General features: G+C 66.4%; 20 protein-coding genes. 13 read left to right on the top strand and 7 right to left on the bottom strand.

The features are described from left to right. Positions 1 to 13: 13 nt before the first annotated feature. Positions 14 to 1,570, bottom strand: coding sequence for an ABC transporter ATP-binding protein (locus tag VF168_13575; GenBank protein HEX7005209.1), 1,557 nt, complete (start codon positions 1,568 to 1,570; stop codon positions 14 to 16). Positions 1,571 to 1,716: 146 nt separating this feature from the next. On the opposite strand from VF168_13575, the gene VF168_13570 reads away from it, so the two are divergent. Then, positions 1,717 to 2,169: a response regulator gene (locus tag VF168_13570; protein HEX7005208.1), complete on the top strand. Its 453-nt coding sequence runs from the start codon at positions 1,717 to 1,719 to the stop codon at positions 2,167 to 2,169. On the opposite strand, the gene VF168_13565 is transcribed toward VF168_13570, so the two are convergent. Beyond that, entirely contained in the window at positions 2,127 to 2,711 is a 585-nt protein-coding gene (locus tag VF168_13565) for a NifU family protein (protein ID HEX7005207.1), read from the bottom strand. The two genes, VF168_13570 and VF168_13565, sit on opposite strands and share 43 nt — an antisense overlap. Before the next feature lie 126 nt (positions 2,712 to 2,837). Continuing rightward, a complete protein-coding gene (locus VF168_13560; GenBank protein HEX7005206.1) occupies positions 2,838 to 3,473 on the bottom strand; it encodes a Crp/Fnr family transcriptional regulator in 636 nt (211 codons plus the stop codon). Positions 3,474 to 3,794: 321 nt separating this feature from the next. On the opposite strand from VF168_13560, the gene VF168_13555 reads away from it, so the two are divergent. The 4 genes from VF168_13555 (at position 3,795) to VF168_13540 (ending at position 7,422) form a co-directional block, all read left to right on the top strand. Beyond that, positions 3,795 to 4,460 carry a S24 family peptidase gene (locus VF168_13555; GenBank protein ID HEX7005205.1) on the top strand — a complete coding sequence of 222 codons (666 nt, stop codon included), beginning with the start codon at positions 3,795 to 3,797 and terminating at the stop codon, positions 4,458 to 4,460. 74 nt (positions 4,461 to 4,534) lie between these two features. Continuing rightward, positions 4,535 to 5,566 (top strand): UDP-glucose--hexose-1-phosphate uridylyltransferase, encoded by a 1,032-nt coding sequence (locus VF168_13550; protein HEX7005204.1) that lies wholly within the window; start codon positions 4,535 to 4,537, stop codon positions 5,564 to 5,566. Beyond that, positions 5,563 to 6,702, top strand: a complete 1,140-nt coding sequence (galK, locus tag VF168_13545; GenBank protein ID HEX7005203.1) for a galactokinase — start codon at positions 5,563 to 5,565, stop codon at positions 6,700 to 6,702. Before VF168_13550 ends, galK begins: the two co-directional genes overlap by 4 nt. Positions 6,703 to 6,963: 261 nt before the next feature. Then, positions 6,964 to 7,422, top strand: coding sequence for a hypothetical protein (locus tag VF168_13540; protein ID HEX7005202.1), 459 nt, complete (start codon positions 6,964 to 6,966; stop codon positions 7,420 to 7,422). A 6-nt stretch (positions 7,423 to 7,428) separates the two neighbouring features. On the opposite strand, the gene VF168_13535 is transcribed toward VF168_13540, so the two are convergent. Beyond that, positions 7,429 to 8,619 carry a CoA transferase gene (locus tag VF168_13535; protein HEX7005201.1) on the bottom strand — a complete coding sequence of 397 codons (1,191 nt, stop codon included), beginning with the start codon at positions 8,617 to 8,619 and terminating at the stop codon, positions 7,429 to 7,431. 155 nt (positions 8,620 to 8,774) lie between these two features. Here VF168_13535 and VF168_13530 point away from each other — a divergent pair, with 155 nt between their 5' ends. From VF168_13530 to VF168_13520, 3 genes are read left to right on the top strand one after another with little or no spacing between them, the layout of a single operon-like run. Continuing rightward, the gene (locus tag VF168_13530; GenBank protein HEX7005200.1) at positions 8,775 to 9,743 is read left to right on the top strand and encodes a TAXI family TRAP transporter solute-binding subunit; all 969 of its coding nucleotides are present in this window, start codon (positions 8,775 to 8,777) and stop codon (positions 9,741 to 9,743) included. A gap of 33 nt (positions 9,744 to 9,776) precedes the next feature. Then, positions 9,777 to 10,229, top strand: a complete 453-nt coding sequence (locus VF168_13525) for a DUF1850 domain-containing protein (protein ID HEX7005199.1) — start codon at positions 9,777 to 9,779, stop codon at positions 10,227 to 10,229. Further along, positions 10,226 to 12,301 carry a TRAP transporter permease gene (locus VF168_13520; protein HEX7005198.1) on the top strand — a complete coding sequence of 692 codons (2,076 nt, stop codon included), beginning with the start codon at positions 10,226 to 10,228 and terminating at the stop codon, positions 12,299 to 12,301. The genes VF168_13525 and VF168_13520 overlap by 4 nt, the downstream gene beginning before the upstream one ends. A 10-nt stretch (positions 12,302 to 12,311) precedes the next feature. On the opposite strand, the gene VF168_13515 is transcribed toward VF168_13520, so the two are convergent. Further along, positions 12,312 to 13,232: a glycerophosphodiester phosphodiesterase gene (locus VF168_13515; GenBank protein HEX7005197.1), complete on the bottom strand. Its 921-nt coding sequence runs from the start codon at positions 13,230 to 13,232 to the stop codon at positions 12,312 to 12,314. Between the two features lie 10 nt (positions 13,233 to 13,242). Further along, positions 13,243 to 14,526 carry an RNA polymerase sigma factor RpoD gene (rpoD, locus tag VF168_13510; GenBank protein HEX7005196.1) on the bottom strand — a complete coding sequence of 428 codons (1,284 nt, stop codon included), beginning with the start codon at positions 14,524 to 14,526 and terminating at the stop codon, positions 13,243 to 13,245. A 272-nt stretch (positions 14,527 to 14,798) separates the two neighbouring features. Here rpoD and VF168_13505 point away from each other — a divergent pair, with 272 nt between their 5' ends. From VF168_13505 to VF168_13495, 3 genes are read left to right on the top strand one after another with little or no spacing between them, the layout of a single operon-like run. Next, complete coding sequence (locus VF168_13505) at positions 14,799 to 15,701, top strand: dihydrodipicolinate synthase family protein (protein ID HEX7005195.1); 903 nt, start codon at positions 14,799 to 14,801, stop codon at positions 15,699 to 15,701. Then, on the top strand, positions 15,698 to 16,486 hold the full coding sequence (locus tag VF168_13500; GenBank protein ID HEX7005194.1) for an SDR family oxidoreductase: 789 nt from the start codon (positions 15,698 to 15,700) through the stop codon (positions 16,484 to 16,486). Before VF168_13505 ends, VF168_13500 begins: the two co-directional genes overlap by 4 nt. A 2-nt stretch (positions 16,487 to 16,488) precedes the next feature. After that, a complete protein-coding gene (locus VF168_13495; protein HEX7005193.1) occupies positions 16,489 to 17,070 on the top strand; it encodes a DUF4126 domain-containing protein in 582 nt (193 codons plus the stop codon). 58 nt (positions 17,071 to 17,128) lie between these two features. Here the strand turns inward: VF168_13495 and VF168_13490 are convergent, their stop codons facing one another. Next, the gene (locus tag VF168_13490; protein HEX7005192.1) at positions 17,129 to 18,481 is read right to left on the bottom strand and encodes an AI-2E family transporter; all 1,353 of its coding nucleotides are present in this window, start codon (positions 18,479 to 18,481) and stop codon (positions 17,129 to 17,131) included. A gap of 178 nt (positions 18,482 to 18,659) precedes the next feature. Here VF168_13490 and VF168_13485 point away from each other — a divergent pair, with 178 nt between their 5' ends. Both VF168_13485 and VF168_13480 read left to right on the top strand, forming a co-directional pair. Beyond that, entirely contained in the window at positions 18,660 to 19,580 is a 921-nt protein-coding gene (locus tag VF168_13485; protein HEX7005191.1) for a leishmanolysin-related zinc metalloendopeptidase, read from the top strand. A gap of 20 nt (positions 19,581 to 19,600) precedes the next feature. Further along, positions 19,601 to 20,080, top strand: a complete 480-nt coding sequence (locus VF168_13480) for a hypothetical protein (protein ID HEX7005190.1) — start codon at positions 19,601 to 19,603, stop codon at positions 20,078 to 20,080.

The raw sequence follows: 20,080 nt of genomic DNA, 5'->3' as shown, positions 1-20,080 counted from the left end.
CTTTCCTCCCGCTTCACGCGACCGATCGCTCCTGGCCCCGGGTCATGAGGAGGCCCAACCCCTCGCGGTCCGCCTCACGGGCATCGACGATCCCGGCGACCTCCCCTTGTGAGAGCACCAGGATCCGGTCGGCCAGTTGCAACAGCTCATCCAGATCTTCGGAAACCAGCAAGACTCCGGCGCCCCGCTCGCGCTGCCTCAGCAGCAGGTCGTGGGTGAGCGCCGTGGCTCCGACGTCGAGGCCGTAGGTGGGATGAGCGGCGACCACCAGCCGGGGCTCACCCGCCAGTTCTCGGGCGAGTATCAGCTTCTGGACGTTCCCGCCCGACAGGAGCCGGGCGCGAGTGGAGTGGTTCGGGGTGGCGATCTGGTAACGGGAGATAGACTCCCTTGCGAAGCCCGAGACGGCGTCCCAGTCGATTAGGCCCTTGCGCGCGTAGGGAGCACGCCGGTACTGGCGCAACACCAGGTTCTCGGCCACCGACATCGCGGGCACCGTTCCCATCCGGTTCCGGTCCTCGGGGATGAGCGCTACTCCGCTTTCCAGCAGCTCACGCACGCCCAACTCGGTCACATCGCGCTCCAGTATCGAGAAGCGGCCGGAATCCGGCCGGCGGAGGCCCGAGACCACTTCGACGAGTTCAGCCTGACCGTTGCCGGCCACTCCCGCCACGCCCAGGATCTCGCCTCCCCTGATGTCGAAGGAGACCCCCCTCAGGGCGGGCAAGCCCCGCTCGTTCCGGGCCGAGACACCCTCGAGCCGCGCGATGCTGCGCTCTCCGGCAGGAGTGTCTTTGCCCCGTGGCGAGGTCACCTGTCCCACCATCAGGCTGGCGAGCCCGGCCGCCGTTGCTTCACGAGTGTCGAGCCTGCCTACCACCCGGCCCTTGCGCAATACCGTGATCCGCTTCGAGACCCGCATCACCTCGCCCAGCTTGTGGCTGATGAAGACGATCCCCTTCCCCTCGGCGGTCATCTGCTCGAGCACCTCGAACAGCTTGTCGGCCTCCTGAGGAGTGAGGACGCTGGTTGGCTCGTCGAGGATGAGTAGCCGGGCGCCCTGCAGAAGCGCTTTCACGATCTCTACCCGTTGCTGTTCACCCGGGGAGAGCTGCCAGATCCTGGCAGTGGGGTCGATGTCGAGACCGTAGTGGCGCCCGAGCTGCTCGATGCGCCGCTCGAGACGACCGGTGGGGCGGAAGAACGGGGTGCCGGGCAGACCGATGGCGATGTTCTCGGCGACCGTGTGCCGGCGGGCGAGGTGGAAGTGCTGAGCGACCAGGCCGATACCCCGGGCCATCGCCTGGCGGGGGCTGCCCAGCCTGACCGGCTGGCCGTCGAGCCGGATCTCACCCCCGTCGGGTTGCTGCAATCCGTAGAGGATGCTTATGAGCGTGGTCTTGCCGGCACCGTTCTCGCCCAGGAGCGCGTGTACCTCGCCGGGCAGCACGTCGAAGCTCACGTCGTCGTTCGCCACCACGCCCGGGAAGCGTTTGACTATGCCGCGCATGCTGAGTATCGGGATTGCTGCCTTCGGTCTCACCGGGGGGCGCCTCGAGGCCTCGACCACCTGCCAACTATAAGCCGCCGCAGGCGGCCGCGCAACAGCCGCCGGGAGTCGGACTGGCAGCCGCCGAACGCCGTGAGGCACGCACATCGGGGCGTTCGGCCTAACGAGTCAGAAATTCGTAAGGGTTCGCCGGCTAAGGTGCCGCCATGGCGGAGTCGAGCACCAACAGGGCCACGATCCTGGTTGCGGACGACAGCGACGGGCACCGCAAGGTGGTCGAGCTACTTCTCTCGGCACACAACTACGATGTGGTGGCAGTGGCCGACGGTCACGAGGCCCTGACCTACCTCCAGGCGAACACCCCTGAGGTGAGCATCCTCGACGTGAACATGCCGTTCATGACCGGTATCGAGGTGTGCAAGCGGGTCAAGCGAATCTCGCGCCTCCGCGGCTTGCCGATGATCATCATGACCTCACTCGCGGACGCCGAGACCGAGGCTGCAGCTCAGGAGGCAGGCGCCGACCTGCTGGTCCACAAGCCGCTTGCCGGCAAGAGCCTCCCGCAACTGATCAAGCAGGCGGTGGACGCCGCCGCGCAACGAGTGCAGCGGATGGATCAGGCCAGCGGCGAGTCCGCGCCGTCTTCTTCCCTCTTGTAGTAGGGGTTGGTTCCGCTGGCGTGGTCGGTCACGTCGGCGACCCTGGTTACCTCGGGCACCTGTTCCAGGATCATCCTCTCGATCCCCTGGCGCAGCGTGATATCCGCCGCGCCGCAGCCCTGGCAGCCGCCACCCAGTGAGATGTAAGCGACGCCCTCCTCGACCCGCTCCAGCGAGACGGTACCGCCGTGGCTCGCAACGCCCGGATTGATCTGGCGGTCGAGCACATCCTGAACCTTCTGGGCCACCGGATCGTCCCAGGTGGGACTGGGATAGAAGACCCGGAAGCCGCTCTGCATCACACCCTCGACGAAGTCGACGCGGGCGCCCTCGAGGTTGTTCCGGGACAGCGGGTCGAGGAAAACCTCGAATCCGCCCCCGTCGAAGACCGCGTCGTCGTCGCGGCGGTCGTCGGGCTTGACCAGCCACAGCTTCTGCTCGGCGCGGTTCCCGGCGACGCGCAGGGCGGTCACGCCTTGCCCTTTCTGCACCTCCAGGAAGTGAAGGACTCGCTCCTTGGCCGTCTCGGTGAAACTCAGCATCGCCTTCGAGTATAGGCGTCGCCCGGCCGCCCCTGGTGGCGCCGAGCTACGTCGGCGGTAGCCGACCGGTTGGGAACGAAAACCGCCGCCCTCGCGGGCGGCGGCGTCAGCTAGCTTCGAACCGGGTCAGAGGACCTGCATCACGTAGTGGTCGGTGGCCTGCTCGAGCCCTTCGGGATCGGCGACGTAGACGCCGCGGGTTCCGGACAGCGCCCCCTCGTTGCGCAGCTCGCCCAGGATCCTGGTGATGGTGACGCGCGAGGAGCCTGTGAGGTCGGCCAGGTCTTCGTGGGTGAGCGCCAGCGGGAGCTTGATCCCTTCGGCGTCGTCGGCGGTCTGGCCGAAGCGCTCGGCGAGGCGCAGGAAAGCACGGGTGACGCGGGCGCCCACCGGGAGCTCGGCTTCGTCGATCATCTCGCGACTGCGGCGGACCTGCCTCGCCATCGACTGCATGATGTAGTCGCGCAACTTGCGGTCATTCATCGCCTGGGCGGGATCGATGGGCGTGAGGCAGGCGTCATGAACCGCTATCACGGTCTCGGCATGCTGTCCGCCGTCGAGAGCCGCCAAGCCGAGGACGTCGCCCGGGCCGTAGAGGTCGGCTATCCGATCGCGGCCCAGCGAGGTGGGGACGACCGCCTTGAGAACGCCGTAGTTGACGACGTAGAGCGAGGAGGCCTCGCGTCCGGATTCGTAGAGCGTGCCGCCCGGATCGAGCGTGCGCGTCGGGAGGGCGAGGGCGTTCGGCACAATGTCTGGCACATCGCAGTGCTCTGGCCTGCGAAGAGTATCGAATGTGTTCAGCATCGAACTGTCCTTTCGGCTATTTCGTTCTCTACTCGTGGGATTCGGGTGCCCCCCTGCAATCTGTGAACATGCTCGGGGAAATCTGCGCGCTGAGCGCAGGAAGAGTCGAAACAACTACAGATAATATAGCAGACATAGCCGACCTTGTCTAGAGGGTTTGTATTGTGCAGAACATGGCTTCTCATATTATTCACAGAAGCTTGCGGAGCCGCTCGCCATCGCCCGTCCCCTACGGTTGACACCCCCTCCCCGATACCTTACGATTTAAGGTAGCACATGAAAGGTTTCTCCGCCAGATCTCTCGATGCGACCGCTCTCGACGCGAACTCGCTCACGCCCAGGCAGCAGAAGGTCTACGAAAGGCTGACCGAGCACTTCCGTCGATACGGAGAGATGCCCGAACTCTCGGACTTCGCGCGCGAACTGGGCCTCCACTACGTGTCGCTCAAGCAGCACCTGGAAGCGCTCGACCGTAAGGGCTTCATCAACTTCGAAAGCCGTGGGCGCGGAAGGTCCCCCCTCCTCACGCTTCCCGCCCAGGCGACGGGCGTGCCGGTCCTCGGCGACATCCCCGCCGGTCCCCTGAGCGAGGCCATCGCCCATGCCGAGTCGTACCTGCCGCTGGCCGGCCTCACCAGGGCGCGCTTCGCCCTGCGGGTGCACGGGGAGTCGATGGCCGACCTCATCCAGGACGGCGACGTGGTCGTCTTCGAGAAGCGCGAGCCGTACCGATCCGGTGAGATCTGCGCCGTGCGCGTGAGCGAGAGCGAGGTCACCCTCAAGTACCTCGACAGACTCAGCCCCAGCCACTACGCCCTTCGGCCCCACAACGACGACTATCCGGTCGTGCAGGCCCACGCCAGGGAGATCTCCGTCGAAGGCGTTTACCTGGGACTGTTGCGGGGCGACGTCCTCGACGTGCTGCTCGATCCCGCCGACTGAGCCGGAGCGCACCCGCGAGCACTCGACCGAGCCGCACGGGCAGCCGTTATCATCGGCAGCAGACTGCTGCCACCATGGACCTGAACTTCGACCCCACCAGTCACCCCCACCGTCGCTTCAACCCGCTCACCGGCGACTGGGTGCTCGTTTCGCCGCAGCGGATGAAGCGTCCCTGGCAGGGCCAAGTGGAGAAGACCTCGCCCCGCGATCTTCCCCCCTACGACCCGGAGTGCTACCTCTGTCCAGGCAACGAACGAGCGGGGGGCGTCCGGAATCCCGAGTACGAGCACACCTTCGTCTTCCGCAACGACTTCGCAGCGCTGCTTCCCGACGCACCATCGCCGGCCCCTGCCGGTTCGACCCTGCTGAGGGACGACGGCGTCCGCGGCGAGTGCCGCGTCATCTGCTTCTCCCCCAGGCACGACCTCACCTTGGCCAGGATGTCGCCCGAGGAGCGGCACCGGGTCGTTCGGCTCTGGGCCAGCCAGACGGCCGAGCTCGGGGAGTCGTGGAGCTGGGTTCAGATATTCGAGAACCGGGGGGAGCAGATGGGCGCATCGAACCCACACCCGCATGGTCAGATCTGGGCGCTCGACAGCCTGCCTACCGAGGCTGGCCGCGAGGACGAGCGTCAGCGCGCCTATCTGGCCGCACAGGGGCGGCCGCTGCTGCTCGAATACGCCGAAGAGGAGCTGGCCAGGCAGGAACGAGTGGTGCTTTCGAACCGGCACTGGCTGGCGGTCGTGCCCTACTGGGCGGTATGGCCGTTCGAGACGCTACTGCTGCCGCTGGAACCGGTAACCCGCATCGACCTTTTGGACGACGACCAGCAGTCTGCTCTGGCCGCCATACTCGGCAGCCTCCTCGCCCGCTTCGACCGCCTCTTCGAGACGCCCTTCCCCTACTCCATGGGCTGGCACGGCGCGCCCTTCGGCATGGGGGACACAGCCCACTGGCAGCTCCACGCCCACTTCTACCCCCCGCTGCTGCGCAGCGCCACGGTCAGGAAATTCATGGTCGGTTTCGAGCTGCTGGGGGAGGCCCAGCGCGACCTCACGCCGGAGCAGGCGGCCGACCGTCTGCGTAAGCTGTCCGAGGAATCGTGACGGGAGCGGAGCCTGCCGACGTCGCGGCGGCGTTCAGGGAGCGCTTCGGCGCCCCTGCCCAGGCGGTCGTCCGAGCACCCGGCCGGGTCAACCTGATCGGGGAACACACCGACTACAACGAAGGCTTCGTCCTTCCCATGGCGATAGACCGCGAGGTGAGGATGGCCGTGCGGCCACGAACGGACGGCCGGGTCGTGGTCCGGGCCTTGGACGTAGGCGAGGAAGCCGAGTTCGAGGTCGACGCTCCGACGAAGGGAAGGGGCTGGTCGGAGTACCTCAAGGGGGTAGCCTGGTCGCTTGCTTGGGCAGGAATCGAGCTCCGAGGCTTCGAAGCCGCCTTCAGCGGTAACGTGCCGCGCGGCTCGGGCCTCTCCTCCTCGGCTGCGCTGGAGCTCGCGGTGGCTCGGGCGTTCCACGTATCTTCGAGCTTCGAGTGGGAGCCGGAACGGATCGCCCGGATCTGCCAGCGGGCAGAGAACGAGTGGTTGGGCGTCAGGAGCGGGATCATGGATCAGCTGGCGAGTGCCGCGGGCCAGGAAGGGCACGCGCTGCTCATCGACTGCCGGTCGCTCGCCGTCGATCCCGTGCCGCTGCCGTCCGGCTCGGCCGTGCTGGTTCTAGACACCTCGACGAGGCGGGCCCTCGTGGGAAGCGACTACAACGAACGGCGCGAGCAGTGCGAGGAAGCAGCCAGGCGCCTGAGCGTCGCCTCCCTCAGAGAACTCACCAGAGAACGCCTCGAGGCCCAAGCGCACCTGCTCACTCCCCTGCTGCTACGTAGGGTGCGCCACGTAGTGGCGGAGAACGATCGCACCCTGGCGGCCGCCGCTGCGATGAGGGCGGGCGACGCATCGCGCCTGGGCGAGCTGATGAACGAGAGCCACATCAGCCTGCGTGACGACTTCGAGGTGTCGAGCAAGGCGTTGGACGCCATGGTCAGCTGTGCCCGTTCGCAACCGGGCTGCCTGGGCGCGCGCCTCACCGGTGCCGGGTTCGCCGGCTGCGCCGTTGCGCTGGTAACCGCGGAAGCCGCCTCTGCCGTCGCTGCCGCAGTGGGCGACTGCTATCGGACGGCCAGCGGCCGGGAACCACAGATCTATCTATGCCGGGCGGCGGCGGGAGCCGGACTTATCTAGGGTTCACCCGGCGGATAGCGGCCGACTCCCCTCACGGCTAAGCGTGCGACTTCAGGTGACGTTCATCCGCGCATGCTTGCGGAGGAGGGGTCGATAGAGTATGGTAGTACTACATTCAAAATGGCGCGGCTCCCCCTTGCGCCACCGCTCCGCACGGCCTCTTGCGCCCTCTCACCGACCCTGGTAGTTACCGGCATAACTCGCGCCCCTGGCCGGCCCCGGGCTCGAGTTCCCCCGACACCCGCTGCCGCCGGAGGATCGATGTCCTCACTCAGACGAGCCCAGCACGTACTAGTCGCAGAGCCGCGCCCGGAAGACCTTCACTCGATCATCTCGGCGATCGGGGGCGGCGGACACCTGCTGGTCACTCACAGCCGGACCGGCAGCGAGGTCATCGAAGTGCTCCAGAACTCCGGCAAACCTGGCATGCGGCCCATGCCGTCTGTGCTCCTCCTCGACCTGGAGCTGGACGATCCCGGGCCGATCGAGCTGATCACCAAACTGAGGGCATGCCCTCGTACCCGCTGCATGCCCATCGTCGCCCTCGATCCGGGCGCGAGCCGCGAGCTGGTCGGCAATGCTTACGCGGCCGGGATCAACTCCTGTCTCTCCAAGCCCGCTTCATATGAGGAGTTCCAGGCGATGATCGAACGGCTGACGAGGTACTGGCTACGCCTCAACCAGTTGCCGCACCAGCTGGGAGCGGCCAGCAGCACCTGAGAGCCGTTAGGGGACCGGGCCGAATCGCGTCAACACCCCAGCCGACTCGAGTTCGTCGAGTTCGGCGTCCGTCAAGCCGAGTTCCGCCGAGAGCACCTCACGATTGTGCTGGGCCAGCAGCGGCGGCGCTGCCCGGTCGGCATCCCCGCGAGCGAAGGGGCTCATCACCATCGGGATCTCGCCGGCCAGCGGGTGGGGCACCGGGGCGACCATCCCTCTGGCCCTGACCTGCACGTCGGAGAGGGCCTCGGGGAGGGAGTTCACGGGGGCAGCAGGTATGCCCGCCCGGCCGAAGGCGGCCAGCCACTCACCGCGGGGGCGTTCGAGAAGTGCGGCTGATATACGGGGCAGGAGCTCGTCGCGGTTCTCCACCCGGGCGCTGTTGGCAGCGAACCGTTCATCGATGGCGAGTTCCGGCTGACCGATCAGTTCGCATAGCCTGCGGAACTGCCTGTCGTTACCGACTGCCAGGGTCAGCTCACCGTCGGCCGTAGCGAACGCCTGATACGGCACGATGCTCGGGTGAGCGCTGCCAAGCCGCCGAGGCGCCTCGCCGGTGAGGAGCGAACTCTGTGCCTGGTTGACCATGGCGGCCATCGCCACGTCCAGCAGCGCGATGTCCAGGTAACGGCCGCGGCCGGTCCGCCCCCGCTCGAAAAGCGCTGCGGTGATGGCGGTGGCGGCGTGGACGCCGGCCAGAACATCGACCCACGCCACGCCTAGCTTCACCGGGCCACCGCCCGGTTCCCCGGTCATCGCCATCAGTCCGCTCGCCGCCTGGATGGCCGCGTCATAGCCGGGCTCGTGAGCCCGCGGCCCAGTCTGCCCGTAGCCGGTTATCGAGGCGTAGACGATCCTCTGATTGCGCCTACTGATCGTGGGATAGTCGAGCCCGTAGCGGGCGGAGTCTCCGGTCTTGAGGTTCTCGACCAGCACATCGGCCGCGTCCGCGAGCCGCGCCACCAACTCAGCTCCCCTCGGATCCTTCAGGTTCACCGACAGGCCCTGCTTGTTCCGATTGACCGAGAGGTAGTAGGCGCTCTCCCCTTGCGCGTACGGCGGTCCCCAGGAGCGCGTCTCGTCGCCTCCGGGCGGTTCGACCTTCCAGACGGTCGCGCCCAGATCTGCCAGCAGCTGCGTGCAGTAGGGACCGGCGAGCACACGGGAGAGGTCGAGGACCTTGATTCCATCGAGCATGGGCCCGAGTCTAACGCCCGCCGCAGGAAGCGGCCGGAAGTACCGAGAGCCGGAAATAATTGCCCATACGTTGTATCGGCTCCCTTAATTCATGCCGGGGACGGCTATGAACGACTGCTATACTCCCTATGACAAACTTCACAAGGGAGGTTCTGATGCGTTTGGCACGAACATTACTGGCGTCTCTCGTCGCTTTGTTCATCAGCGCGACTTTCGCGCAGACTCAACTGTCGATAGCCACAGGCGGCACCGGCGGCACCTACTATCCGGTAGGCGGCGGCTACGCAGAGCTGATCAACGATTACCTCGATGGCTACCAGGCTGTCGCCGAAGTCACCGGCGCCTCGGTGGAGAACGTCGGCCTCATCTCGCGCGGCGACTCGGACATCGCGCTCGCCCTCGCCGACACCGTCTACCAGGCCTACACTGGCACCGGCCAGCTTGAGGGCCGCCAGCTCGAGAACCTGCGCTCCCTCGGCGTCGCCTACGCCAACACCGTCCACATCGTCACCCTCGCCGACTCAGGTATCGAGAGCATCTCGGATCTCGAGGGCAAGGTCGTGTCGGTGGGCGCCCCTGGGTCGGGCACCGAGGTCTCGGCACAGACATTGCTCAACGCCAACGGGATCACCTACGACCAGATCGACGAGCGCCGCCTCAACTTCAACGAGACCGCGGCCGCTTTGCGCGACGGTCAGATCGAGGCCGGCTTCTGGAGCGTGGGCCCACCCACCTCATCGATCCTCGACCTCGCCACCACCCGCGACATCAAGATCCTCTCTCTGAGCGACGAGGAGATCCAGAACGCGCTCGAGGCCGAGCCCACCTTCGCCCGCACCGTCATCCCGGCCGAGACCTACCCGGGCCAGGAGGAGGACGTCGTCACCGTCGGGACCCCCAATGTCATCGTGGTATCGGCCGAGATGGACGATCAGTTGGCGTACGACTTCCTCGACGTGCTCTACTCGCACATCGACGAGATCATCGCCATCCACCCTTCGGGCAACCAGACGACCCCGCAGAACTCGATCGAATCGACGCCCATCCCGCTCCACCCGGGAGCCGTCGCTTACTACGAAGATCAGGGTCTCGAGGTGCCGGACGACGTCCGTCCGCCCCAGTAGCCGTTGAATCCGGAGAACGGTAGGGGGCTTACATTGCGCCCTCTCCTGGCTCTGTTCACCGCGCTCCTGCTGCTAGGCAGCGGGGGCGCGGTACCTCATCTGCGGGTCACCACCCAGAGCGGTGACGTGATCCTCGATATCCCACTGGCAGACGATCCGAGCTGGTACATCGCATGGAACCACTCGGTGACCGGTATCTTGGTGAAGGACTATTACCGCTACGAGAACGGCCAGATGCTGCTGACCCAGACCCACACTCCCACCTTCGACGCCGGACTGGGACACATCCCCGGACGTGGCCGGCTCGAGAGTGACGGCGACCACGGCTACTGGATCCGCGACATCGACGAGCCGGTGCCGGGCAACCGCTACCTGTTACGGGTAGCGAGCACGCGGGTTGATCACCGGGTGGTGCACGGCGGCATCGCCTACTCACTTAGCGAGCGCGCGGCGGGGCAGCGAGTGGTGGTGGAGGTTATCGAGTGACGACAGAGAAACTGCCCAACTACTCGCGGATAGCGACCGTTCTGATAGCGCTGACGGGTATCCTGCTCTCGCTCTTCCAACTCTACACGGCCGGGATCAGGCCGCTGAGCCTCTTCTACCAGCGCCCGATCCACCTGATGCTCATCATGATCCTGACGTTCCTGATGTTCCCGTTGGGCAAGGAGCGTCGACTGGTAGGCTGGCTGGTCGACCTCCTCTTCATCGGCGGTTCGCTCCTCACCGGCCTCTACATCACCCTCAACCTCGACGCCATCATCATGCGAGCCGGCTTCTGGACCACCACCGACATCATCATAGGCGGCGTCCTGATAGTCACTCTGCTGGAGGCAGGGCGCCGCGCCATAGGTCTGGTGATGCCCCTCATCGGCCTCGTGTTCATCCTCTACTCGATGGCGGGACCCCGGGGCGCCCTTCCGTTCCTGGGCGACTTCCTGCCCGGCATCCTCGGTCACCGCGGCTACTCGCTCGATCGCATCATCGCGCAGCTCTACCTGGGCCAGGAGGGCATCTACGGCATCGCACTCGGCGTCGCCGCCACCTTCGTGTACATCTTCATCCTCTTCGGCGCGGTCCTCGAGGTGACCGGCGCCGGTCAGTTCTTCATAGACCTCGCCTACGCGCTCACCGGCCGTCAACGCGGCGGACCGGCCAAGGCCGCGGTCGTCTCCTCGGGCTTCATGGGCTCGATCTCGGGCAGCGCCATCGCGAACACCGTCACCACCGGCGCCTTCACCATCCCGCTCATGAAGAGGCTGGGGTACAAGCCGGAGGAGGCTGGAGGGGTCGAAGCGGCCGCCTCGACCGGCGGGCAGATAATGCCGCCGATCATGGGCGCCGGCGCCTTCCTCATCGCCGAGTTCACCCGCACGCCCTACGTCGACATCGTGATGATCAGCTTCATCCCGGCGATCCTCTACTTCTCGGTGGTCTACCTCTTCGTCGACATCATCGCGGCGAAGCGCGGGATGATGGGCATCCCCGCCGACCAGCTACCAAAGGCCGGGACGGTCATGCGGCAGGGTTGGCACTACCTCATCCCGCTGGTAGTGCTCGTCTACTTCCTGTTCAGGAACATCTCGCCCGAACGGGTCGGCTTCATCGCGGTACTGGCCATCCTCGGCGTCGCCGTCCTCCGCTGGTTGGTCGGGCGGTTACTCATGCGCTCGTCGGAACCGGCAACCACCGAATCGTGGGAGGTGAGCAGGGGGGCGCGATCAGCCGAGGCGCCAGCGAGCACGCCGCGCGGCCTGCTCGCTCTGGGCGTGCACGGCCTGGGCCAACTGCTGAGCGCGCTCGAGGCCGGAGCACGCAACTCGGTGCCAGTGAGCCTCGCCTGCGCCACGGCTGGGATAGTCGTGGGCATCGTGGGCCTCACCGGCCTGGGGCTCAAGTTCTCATCGCTGATGATCTCCTTCTCCCAAGGCAACCTGCTCCTGGCGCTGATCTTGATCATCATCGCCTCGCTGGTGCTGGGCATGGGCCTGCCCGTTACCGCCTCCTACATCGTGCTGGTGATCCTGGTCGCGCCGGCGCTGACCCAGGACTTCGGCGTACCGCTCCTCATCGCCCACCTGGTCGTGTTCTGGTACTCCCAGGATTCCAACGTCACGCCTCCCGTGGCCCTCGCCGCCTACGCCGGAGCCGGCATCGCAGGCGCGGACCCGATGCGGACCGCGATGCAGGCGTGGAAGTTCGCGAAGGGGCTCTATCTGATCCCGCTCTTCATGGTCTACAACCAGGAGCTGGTTCTGTGGGAAGGGGTTCCGTTCGTTGTCATCGCCTGGACCGTACTCACCTCGTTCGCTGCCCTGTGGGCGTTCGCGGCGACGCTCGAGGGCTACCTCTTCACCCGCATGTACCTGGTCTCACGGTTGCTGGCGGCAGCGGGCACCGTGGGGATCTTCTGGCCCGATCTACGGGTCGAGATCGCCGGCTTCACCTTGATCCTGCTGGTCCTGGCGATCAACTGGTTCAAGAATCGGCGGGAGCAGCGGGAGGATGGCGGCCGAGGAATCGAGAACAGCTTCGAAACGGCGGAGGCAGCGGAGTAGAGAGAGCCCGCTAGCGCGCAACACCAGCGGGAAGCTCGACCGCAACATCGCGGTCGAGGACCCTCAGCAACCGGTCGGGCCTGTCGCTGATAATCCCGTCGACCCCCGATGCCAGCAGCCGCTCCATCTCCTCGGTCTCGTTGGGAGTCCAGACGTGAACCTGCACGTTCTTGGCGTGCGCCGCCTCCACGAATCCGGGGGTCACCACCCGCAGCGATCCCTGGGTCTCGGGGACCTGGAGCGCGTCGGCAGCGGGCCGGTAGAGTCCCCCCAGGAAGAGCTTGCTGAGCACGAAGAGGAGCCGGACCTCTCCGGGACCCGCCGACGTGGCGACCTCGGGGCAGGCCCGGCGGAACTCACGCAGCGCCGTGTCGTGGAAGGAGCCCACCATCACGCTATCCTCGCGGCCATAGGCGCGGATGCGGTCGCAGAGCAGCTCCGCGATGGAGGGTTCGACCTGCTTGATCTCGAGATTGAGCGGCGCCTTCGGGAACGAATCGAACACCTGTGCCAGCGTGGGGATCTGCAGGCCCAGGCCGCGGTAGGGGAAGGTTTCGCCCTTCCGCCCTGGAGACCAGTCGTAGCCGGCGTCGAGCGCCTGTAGCTCCTCTACCGTGAGAGAGTTGACCCGACCGCTGCCGTTCGTGGTCCTGTCGACGGTGTCGTCGTGGATCACGACCAGTGTGCCGTCACTGGAGGAGTGGACGTCCATCTCGAGTACGTCTGCGCCCAGTTCCAGGGCACGTTCGAAGGCGTAGATGGTGTTGGAGGGCCAGAGCCCGTCACCGCCCTGGTGGGCGAAGACTATCGGCCTCTCCAGGGACTCCAGGAAGGGCGTCGCAGGACGGGGCCGGGCGATGAGCGACAGCACCGCGTAACCCAGCGCCGCCAGGAGCAGCAGGGCGGAGACGATCCGAAGGGGGCGGCTCACCGGGCGGGGACTACTCGAGGAAGTCGCGCAGCTTGCGGGTCCTGCTCTCGTGGTACTTGAGCTTGCGCAGCGCCTTGTTCTCGATCTGACGGATCCGCTCGCGGGTCACTCCGAAGTGGCTGCCCACCTCCTCCAGAGTGTGCTCGCGGCCGTCGACCAGACCCTTGCGCAGCTTGAGCACCATCGCTTCACGCTCGTTCAGCTTGCCCAGAGCCTCGTCGAGTTCCTCCGAGAGGATGATCTTCGAAGCCTGATCGACCGGCGACTCGACGTTCTCGTCCGGGATGAAGTCGCCGTAGAAGGAATCCTCCTCGTCGCCGATCGGTGTCTCCAGCGAGAACGGCTCGCGGGTGAGCTTGAACGCCTCCTCGACCTTCTCGGCGTTCCACTCGGGCCCCATGGCGTCGGCGATCTCCTCGTAGGTCGGTTCGCGGGAGAGCTCCTGCTGCAGACGCCTGGAAGCGCGGGTGAGCTTGTTGATCGTCTCGACCATGTGCACAGGGATGCGGATGGTGCGCGACTGGTCGGCGATGGCGCGGTTGATAGCCTGCCTGATCCACCAGGTCGCGTAGGTGGAGAACTTGTAGCGGCGGCGGTACTCGAACTTCTCGACCGCACGTATGAGACCCTGGTTCCCCTCCTGGATGAGGTCGAGGAAGCTCATGCCACGGCCGTTGTACTTCTTGGCGATCGATACGACCAGCCTCAGGTTCGCCTCGATGAGATGCTGCCTGGCGAGGTCGCCATCCTCCACGATCCGCCGCAGCTGGCGCTGCTCACGATCGCTCAGGGCAGAGGCCTCCTCGTCGAGCCGGCGGCGTGCCTCTTCACCCTCCTCGATGCGGCGGGCGAGGCTGATCTCCTCTTCCAGGGTGAGGAGCTTGACCCGACCGATCTCCTGGAGGTACTGGCGGACCGGATCGTTCGTCTTGACACGCGAGTCGGCCATCGCCTCGGCCCGCGCCTCGAGCTCCTCCCGGTCGATGTCTTCGCTCTCCTCGTCGTCACCGAGCTCCTCGTCGAGGTCGTCCTCGATGACTTCGTCCTCGGCCAGGTCCGAGATGGCGATCCCCTTGGATTCGAGGTGTTCCATGAGGTCTTCGAAGTTCAGCTCTTCGCTGTCGGCTCCGACGGCCTCGATGGTCTTGTTGAAGGCGGCGCTGATCTCCTCGGTGTCGAGCGATCCAGCCTCCTGACCGTGTTGGACCAGCCCGACGATCGGTTCCGCCGACAGCCAGGCCGGCACCGCCGGCGCTTCCGTCGCGGTCGCCTCCTTCACCTTGGTCTTCGCCATCCGTCCTCCTTCACCGGGCAGAGGCCCGGCGACTACGTGCACGTCGTAAAGGCACGACACTTCCGGACCGGTTGGGGAATCCAACGGTCCGAACATAGAGAATACCACGTCACAGTAGTCCAGGGTGTACTCGATCGCGTGCAGCAAGCCGCTCCTGGCCCCTTCGGGGGCCCCCGCCGCGGTAGTCTGGGCGGGTGATGGGAACCGTCCGCCGGCACAGCGAGCGCGCGGCGGACCGAAGCTGGAACTGCTCGAGGAGAGGACATGAGAGGATGACCCGCTTCACAGGCGTATACACGATAATGCCCACCCCGTTCAGGGACGACGGGGAGTTGGACCTCCCCAGCCTCGAACGTCTGACCGACTTCCTCGTGGGCCTCGGCGTCGATGGAGTCGTGGTGTTGGGAGTGATGGGCGAAGCCCCCAAACTGGGCGAAGAGGAGCAGGCGCAAGTGATCCGAACGACGGTGGCGGCAGCGGCCGGGCGCATCCCGGTCTTCGCCGGCAGCGGGGCCGCCGGCACCGAGCTGGCGATACGCAAGAGCCGCCGCGCTATCGAACTTGGCGCCGCCGGCCTGCTGGTCGCCCCACCTCCGGTGCAGAACGACGCCGTCATACTCGAGTACTACCGACGTGTTGGCGCCGCCGCCGAGCGACCCTTGATCCTTCACGATTACCCGGCGGCGACCGGAATAACGATGTCCCCCGAACTGGTGGCCCGCCTGCATCAGGAGGTAGCCGAGGTCGAGGTGATCAAACTGGAAGAGCTTCCGTCGGGGCCGAAGGTGTCTGCCATCAGGAAGCTTGGCTCCCCCATCTCGATAGTGGGCGGGTTGGGCGGGATGTTCTTCCTCGAGGAGCTCGAGCGCGGCAGCGACGGCATGATGACCGGCTTCTCGTTCCCCGAGCTGCTTGCCTCGATCTTCCGCGCTTACGTGCAGGGGAACAGGGTGGAGTGCAGGCGCCTCTTCTACGATGCCTGCCCCCTGCTCCGCTGGGAGTTCCAGCCGGGTATCGGCCTGGCGCTTCGCAAGGAGATCTACCGGAGGCGCGGAGCGATCGCCTCGGCGTTCGTCCGTCATCCAGGAACCCAGATCGACGACTCGCTCAGGGCCGAACTCGACAACGTGATCGACTATTGCGGCCTGAGCGGGTCGCTGTCGGTGGCCGCGTGAACCTGGGATTGGAAGGGAAGCGGGCGCTCGTCACCGCAGCCAGTGGCGGGCTCGGTTTCGCAACTGCCCGAGCCCTCGCCCAAGAGGGCGCCAAACTGGCGATCTGCTCTCGAGACGAAGGTCGGGCGGCCGCAGCAGCCGGGAAGATCGGCGACGACACCGGGGCCGAGGTCCACTCGTACGCTGCCGACGTGAGCGACGCGGGCTCCCTCGAGGAACTGTTCGGGAGCGCCGTTTCGGCCCTCGGCGGGCTCGACATCATGGTGTGCAACGCCGGCGGTCCGCCACCCGGCGGCTTCGCCAGGCTGGGCGAGGAGGAGTGGGACAGGGCCTACCAGCTGACCCTCCAGAGCGTCGTCCGCAGTGTCCGCCTGGCCGTGCCCCACATGCGTCAGGCGGGCGGCGGTTCGATCCTGGCGCTGGGGTCATCCAGCGTCAAGAGCCCGATACCCAACCTGCTGCTGTCGAACGTGTTCAGGCCCGCGGTGCACGGACTCTGCAAGTCGCTGTCGGTCGAACTCGCTGGCGAAGGCATCCGCGTCAACCTCCTCTCACCCGGCCGGGTCGAGACGGAGCGGATAATGCAGCTCGATAGGGCTCGCGCCGAGAACGAAGGGAAGCCGTTGGACGAGGTCAAGAAAGCGTCGCTGGCTGCGATTCCGCTGGGCAGGCTGGGTCGGCCCGAGGAGTTCGGCAGAGTCGCCGCCTTCCTACTGTCAGATGCCGCTTCCTACATGACCGGGAGTTCGGTGATCGTGGACGGTGGAATGGTGAGCTGCCTGTAGCGATGGAGCCGATCGCGCTCATCCTGCTGGGCATCGGCCTGGCGGCCGCCACCGGTTTCCGGGTGTTCGTTCCGCCGCTCATGATGGCGCTTGGCCACCAGCTCGGCTGGATCGACCTGCCGGGTGAGGCCGGCTGGCTGGAGAATCCTACTGCGCTGGCCCTCCTCGGGGTGGCAACCTTCGCCGAGCTGATCGCCTTCTACGTGCCGTTCGTCGATAACCTGCTCGACGCCGTCGCTACTCCCGCTGCCCTGGTGGCAGGCACCCTGGTTGCCGGAACCGTTTTCCCCGACGTGGCTCCCTGGCTCGACTGGACCGCCGCGGCGATCGTGGGCGGGGGCGCAGCCGGCACCGTCCAGATGTTCACCTCCCTTACCCGAGCCACCTCGACAGGAACGACGGCCGGCCTGGGGAACCCGATAGTCGCCACGGGCGAGTGGGTGAGCGCGGTTCTGCTGACGGTCCTGTCGTTCATCGCCCCGGTGCTCGCTGGAGTGGCCGTGCTCGCGCTCATCGTGTTCGGCGTACGCCTCCTGAGCCGCAGGCGAAAAGGCCGCGGTGTCGGCGGCGTACAGGGCCGCTGACCCGACCCACGGCCGCCGATGACGGTCTCGTTGCCGCCGAAGGGCCTAAGGCCTTTGCCTAGACCGCTTCGGTCTTGCCCGGCACATCGACTCGTTGGCCGAGGGAGTCGTGGACGTAGAGCATCTTGACGAGCACGTAGACCACCGCGATCAGCGGTGTCGCCAGGATGACGCCGATCGGTCCGAACAGGGCGCCGCCCAGGAATACCGCCGAGACCGTGAGCGCCGGCGGTAGCGCGACCGCCCTCTGCTGGATGAGCGGCGTGAGGATATTGCCTTCGATCTGCTGAACGGCCAGGTAGAGCACGAGCGCCCACAGGACCGTCGAGCCGCCCTTCGTAGCCGCCATGATGAGGATCGGGATGAAACCGATTATCGGTCCCACGAACGGGATGAACTCCATCAGGAATACGAAGAAGGCCAGCGCGAGGGCCAGCGGGATGCCGAGGATCAGCAGGCCGATTCCGGTCAACAGGCCGGTGATGAACATGAGCGCGAGCTGACCCATCAACCAGTACGTGAGGGTACGGCCCAGCTCGTCCACCACTTCACCGGCCCGTTGCTGCGCTTCCGCAGGGAAGAGCCTCACCAGGCCGCGTCGGTAGAGGCCCGGATTCACCGCGAGGAAAAGGCCGAGGACCACGACCAGTGCGAGGTGGGCGAGGGTGGTCATGATCGCACTGGTTATCCCGGTGACCCTGGAGGCCACGCTGGCCACCGCCATGCCCCCGCCGTTGTCGCCACCCGCCGGCCCGCCAGCTTGCGGCTGAGCAGCGGCAGCCTGCTCCTGGCCGCCTTGCCCGGCACCGGCACCGGCGCCGGGTCCACCGTTGGCGCCCGGTTGGCTCGGGGGCAGGGCCCGCTCGGCCGCCGCGCCCGCGTCCGCCGCGCCCCCATCCGCCGCACCCGCGTCCGCCGCACCCGCATCTGCAGCACCACGATCCGGCGCACCGGCGGCCGCACCGAGTTCCTGGCCGCCCCCGGCAGCTTGCCCACCGGCGTCTCCTCCGCCCCCGGCGAGCCCCAGCTGATCGACTATCCAGCGACCCCAGGAGCGTGACTCGAGGTAGTCGCGAGCGTTATCGACGATCGTGGGGACCCTTTCACTGAACTGGCCGGCCTGGTTGAGCACCTTCGGACCCACGAGCATGCCGAAGCCCACAAGGACCGCCAGAAGCAGAAGCAGGACCAGCGCGTAGGCGAGTTTGTCGGGCATCCCCGTAACCCTGACGAGGAAGCCGGTCGGCGCCCTGATCACGACCGCGACCAGGATTCCCGCGAACACGAGCAGGAACACCTTGCCTCCGTACCAGAGGAGTGCCACGATCGCCAGGCCGAGGAGGATCAGGCCGAGCCAGCTGAGCGCGAACCTCAGGTCGAATCGTCGTTGCTGTCGCGTTTCCTGGTCCACTAGGCCTCCCCCGTACTGACCCGCATGGTACGGGGCTCACGGCCGGATTCCGCTGGTACAGCCACGATTCCAGCCGCTACTTCCGCGCAGGAGCAGCAACCGCGGCGTGACCGATGCCGGGTCCTCGCTCCCGGTCGTGTCCCAGACTGAAGGAGGCGTCAAGCCGGGGGGCAAAACGTTGAACATCCTGTCGCCGCAACGACCGATATCGCCGAGTGCCGCTCGGCTTCGCCATCTATCCCTGCTCACGCTGCTGTTGCTGCTCGTCGGCTGCGGTAGCCAGCCGGTGTTGCCGATGCCTTCGAGCGGTGTGGGCTTCGAGATGCGGGTGCGCTATACCGGGGAGATGAGCCCTGAGCAGCAGGCGGAGTTCGAGCGGGCCGCCCAACGTTGGTCACAGGTGGTGGTGGGCGACCTCCACGATACGTTCGTGGAGGCGAACCACGTCGAGCGGTACTGCAACGGCTACAGCTACGGGGGCGTGATCGACGACCTGCTGCTCTTCGCCGGCATCGAGGACCTCGACGGACCGGGCGGAGTCGTGGGCATGGCGGGAGCCTGCATACTCCGTGCCGACGGCTTCCCGCTCGTGGGCATGGTACTCATCGACTCCAGCGACGTCGACAACCTCTCGAGCACCGGCGACATGTACACCGTCGTACTCCACGAACTGGGGCACGTTCTCGACCTGAGCCAGGCAGGCTGGCAGCGACGCGATCTGCTCGACTACGACCGAGCCGAGTGCATGGAGAGCTTCACCGTCGAGTTCACCGGTGACTCAGCCAACGAGCAGTATTCGAGACTGGGAGGCAGTGGCCCGGTCCCGGTCGAGAACAACGCGGTGCCGGGCACCGCCTGCAGCCACTGGGACTTCGAGACCTTCCACAACGAACTGATGACCGGCTACCTCACCAGCGACGCGAGACTGAGTCGGCTCACTGTCGGGGCCCTCGCCGACATGGGATACCAGGTCGACATGAGCGCTGCCGACTCCTACTCGCTGGATCCAGATGCCGTGCGGCCGCTGAGCGTCGGTCGGCCCGTGAACGAACGGCTGCTCCCGCCTCCGGTGACCCTGGACGAACTCGGCGAGCCCTAGCCGTAGATGGAGGTGGAGAGATGATGGCGAAGTCCCAAACGAGACTCGACCGTACCCTTCGGACAGTGGTGGGAGCGGTCCTGCTCCTTGCAGCCGTCGCTTCGGCCCAGGAGGAGGCGCCTCCTCCGGAAGCGCAGAGGGGACTCAGGAGCGTTAGCTACCAGCTCTTCCCGGTCGAGGCAAGTGGCATCAGCGGAACGCTCAACGTCACCGAAGAGGTGGGTGGAGGTACGACCTTCGTGGTGACGGCGGTGGGCATAAACCCGGGCGTCTTCTACCAGCCCGTACTCTTCGCCGGTGACTGCGGACCCGACCGTGAACGGGTGGCCGAACTCGCTCCGGTGGGTAACGTGCCGGAAGATCCGTTCGTGAGCATCAGCGAGGTTTCGATGTCGTTCGAGCAGGTGGCCGAGGGCGACTTCTTCCTCTACATCTACCCGGAAGGGGGCGAGGGCGAACCGCTGGCTTGCGGCGAGGTGGGAGTGGGCGCGAATCGTTGA

This window comes from Trueperaceae bacterium, from assembly GCA_036381595.1.
GTDB lineage: Bacteria > Deinococcota > Deinococci > Deinococcales > Trueperaceae > DASVCN01.
The sequence above is the reverse complement of the archived record's forward strand: the minus strand, read 5'-3'. Positions and strand labels throughout refer to the sequence as shown.

What these genes read in the sequence shown, in the direction of transcription:
- VF168_13540 (HEX7005202.1), top strand. Translation starts at nt 6,964, where the DNA reads ATGTCCTCACTCAGACGAGCCCAGCACGTACTAGTCGCAGAGCCGCGC.
- VF168_13505 (HEX7005195.1), top strand. Translation starts at nt 14,799, where the DNA reads ATGACCCGCTTCACAGGCGTATACACGATAATGCCCACCCCGTTCAGG.
- VF168_13570 (HEX7005208.1), top strand. Translation starts at nt 1,717, where the DNA reads ATGGCGGAGTCGAGCACCAACAGGGCCACGATCCTGGTTGCGGACGAC.
- VF168_13530 (HEX7005200.1), top strand. Translation starts at nt 8,775, where the DNA reads ATGCGTTTGGCACGAACATTACTGGCGTCTCTCGTCGCTTTGTTCATC.
- VF168_13480 (HEX7005190.1), top strand. Translation starts at nt 19,601, where the DNA reads ATGATGGCGAAGTCCCAAACGAGACTCGACCGTACCCTTCGGACAGTG.
- VF168_13565 (HEX7005207.1), bottom strand. Translation starts at nt 2,711, where the DNA reads ATGCTGAGTTTCACCGAGACGGCCAAGGAGCGAGTCCTTCACTTCCTG.
- VF168_13550 (HEX7005204.1), top strand. Translation starts at nt 4,535, where the DNA reads ATGGACCTGAACTTCGACCCCACCAGTCACCCCCACCGTCGCTTCAAC.
- rpoD (HEX7005196.1), bottom strand. Translation starts at nt 14,526, where the DNA reads ATGGCGAAGACCAAGGTGAAGGAGGCGACCGCGACGGAAGCGCCGGCG.
- VF168_13555 (HEX7005205.1), top strand. Translation starts at nt 3,795, where the DNA reads ATGAAAGGTTTCTCCGCCAGATCTCTCGATGCGACCGCTCTCGACGCG.
- VF168_13495 (HEX7005193.1), top strand. Translation starts at nt 16,489, where the DNA reads ATGGAGCCGATCGCGCTCATCCTGCTGGGCATCGGCCTGGCGGCCGCC.
- VF168_13535 (HEX7005201.1), bottom strand. Translation starts at nt 8,619, where the DNA reads ATGCTCGATGGAATCAAGGTCCTCGACCTCTCCCGTGTGCTCGCCGGT.